The following is a 2,178-nucleotide window of genomic DNA, read 5'->3' as shown; positions in this document are numbered from 1 at the left end:
ACAGCCTAGTGGATAGGACCGCGAGCGTTAGCGTATTGCGCCGCGTTTCTGGGTTCAGGCCTTACATTTGACGTGACACCCTCGTTTTTTAACGATTTTGATGCAAATTGTAAGGCCTGACCCCTCCCTGCCACAAATGTAAAGTGAGAATGGTTAAGAAAGCTAAAATTGAAAATCATCCGGCAAGTCTTCAAGACAATACTGGCTATACCGTGGGTGTCCTTCTGGATAACAAACCCATTTTTGTATATCAGTTATCTTTTTAAGCTTCGTCATTATGGCGCTATAAAAAAGCGGCTCAATCATGTCAATATGGTTGAGTCTACCTCTAAAAAAAAAGGTAATCAGTGCTACCTTCGGAAAACGCGAATTTTTCTTCATATTTTGGTATCTCTTTGAAAGGCAGGGAAAAAAAGGCGGAAACTAGCTCTTTGACCTGCTGCCTAGTGATTTGAGCTTGCCGTTCTCCAACCACGGGACCGTGAACTGGTTTTCCATGCACCATAATGGTGTAGTCGTGAAAAACAACCCTGCCGTCTTCATATATTTTTAAGAAATAACTTATTTGCCCTCTATATTCGCTACGAAACTCAAAAAACTGGGGCTCTTTCTCGATAATTAAACTCATATATAGAATCCGGTTCGTATAGGGGGGTTGGTTGCTTTTCGGCAGCGGCATCAAAGCTAAATGGAAAAATAGTTAAAAAGGTCATAAGACATAATAACGCGATAAGGTGCGCTGATAGGATGTGCCGACGCAAGGAGGCACATCGTTCGAGTGTTTCCTCGATTGATCCGCCTCGTACCTCGGCGCATCCTATTGCGCTAAATACGGGATTGTCGCCCCCGGTATGTGCTTCCAGTACACCAGCCTCGTGGTCATTTTCATAATATCCAGGCTTTACATTCTCAAAACTGTAAGTGATATCGAGCGGGGTATATCGCACGGGCTTGCCAAACGACATAAACCATGAATGCTTGGCTAAAGAGGTGATAATTCTTTCTTCATCAGGAGTGGTTGTCATGTGTATTCTCCTTTAATTAAGGTTATGGATGTTTGTCAATAAAGCCTTGAATGCTGACAGACTCCTTAAAACTACGGCAGTCAGCATCATATTCTGGAAATGAGGGGTAAGGACAAAGCCAATCTTCAATCGGTATTGAGCGGTTCAAGTCGGCCAATAAATAATGCGCGAAGCCGCCAGGCCTGAACGCTAATTGTTTGCCTTGATAATCTAGCTGAATTAAAAAAGGATCTTCGCGTTTTAAATAATGTTTTTTTTCTCCAAAAAACCCATGAGAATCGAAGTCATTATAAATTTTCATAAATATGGTGATTAATTCCTGGGTTTGTTTAGACGTTATTTTGGCCCGGCGCTCCCCGATCACATTGACTTCTGATTCACCGATATAGACAACTAAGCCGTCTTCATAAATTTTAAACTGATACAATGTCTCCGGTAATGAAGATTGCCTTGGAAGATTTCTCTTATCTCCATAGCTGATAATTAAAACAGGCTTCTCTTCCGCGATGCTGGTAGCCGAACTACAGGCGCTTAAACAAAAAGCAAATAAAATCAATGTTGTAAGACGTAATAACCAACGTGCATCACCCCGCATTTTGTTTCCTAACCGATTACTCAAAATCCCCCCCTCAATCCAACACAATAAAACGCACCGTTCAAAAAACCTTAAACGATTAAAACTTCTAACATTGATTATAAGATGTATAAAATACTAAAATCCATAAACTGGGGTCAGAGTATTCACGCTTTTTAAGTGACACTATAGCCACTTATCAAGCGGGACAACGGCATTTTGGCGAAAACTATCTACAAGAAATCCTATTCAATCCAATAAAACCAAACTAATAGCCCGGCATTTTGCTTGGGTGCATAGCGTCGATAGCTTAAAAATTACCCAACGCTTAAGCGCACAACGACCTGATGCATTAACGCCACTTAACGTACTCATTCAACTCAATATTAGCGATGAAACCAGTAAATCCGGCATTCCTTTAGCTGAATTACTCGAATTATCCCAATGCATTATGGAATTGCCCAATCTTAGACTAAGAGGCGTCATGAGCATAGCCCTGCGCCCGAAACAGAATATCTAAACCAATGCCGACCTTTGCGTCAGCTACACAGCGCGGTAACCGCATTAAACCAGCAAGCA

At 41.6% G+C, this 2,178-nt stretch carries 4 protein-coding genes; 1 reads left to right on the top strand and 3 read right to left on the bottom strand.

The genetic code is table 11. The features are described 5' to 3' along the window. Nucleotides 1-328: 328 nt before the first annotated feature. The 3 genes from VZ94_RS21110 to VZ94_RS21100 are packed head-to-tail and all read right to left on the bottom strand — an operon-like array spanning nt 329 to nt 1,620. A complete protein-coding gene (locus VZ94_RS21110; protein ID WP_045780760.1) occupies nt 329-628 on the bottom strand; it encodes a hypothetical protein in 300 nt (99 codons plus the stop codon). Next, a complete protein-coding gene (locus VZ94_RS21105; protein WP_045780759.1) occupies nt 591-1,025 on the bottom strand; it encodes a hypothetical protein in 435 nt (144 codons plus the stop codon). The genes VZ94_RS21110 and VZ94_RS21105 overlap by 38 nt, the downstream gene beginning before the upstream one ends. A gap of 22 nt (nt 1,026-1,047) precedes the next feature. Beyond that, nucleotides 1,048-1,620, bottom strand: coding sequence for a DUF6438 domain-containing protein (locus VZ94_RS21100; RefSeq protein ID WP_045780758.1), 573 nt, complete (start codon nt 1,618-1,620; stop codon nt 1,048-1,050). A gap of 271 nt (nt 1,621-1,891) precedes the next feature. On the opposite strand from VZ94_RS21100, the gene VZ94_RS32605 reads away from it, so the two are divergent. Continuing rightward, nucleotides 1,892-2,119 (top strand): alanine racemase, encoded by a 228-nt coding sequence (locus tag VZ94_RS32605; protein ID WP_052700815.1) that lies wholly within the window; start codon nt 1,892-1,894, stop codon nt 2,117-2,119. Nucleotides 2,120-2,178: the final 59 nt, after the last annotated feature.

The organism is Methylocucumis oryzae, assembly GCF_000963695.1.
Classification (GTDB): Bacteria; Pseudomonadota; Gammaproteobacteria; order Methylococcales; family Methylomonadaceae; genus Methylovulum; species Methylovulum oryzae.
This window is presented reverse-complemented; position numbering and strand designations above follow the sequence as displayed.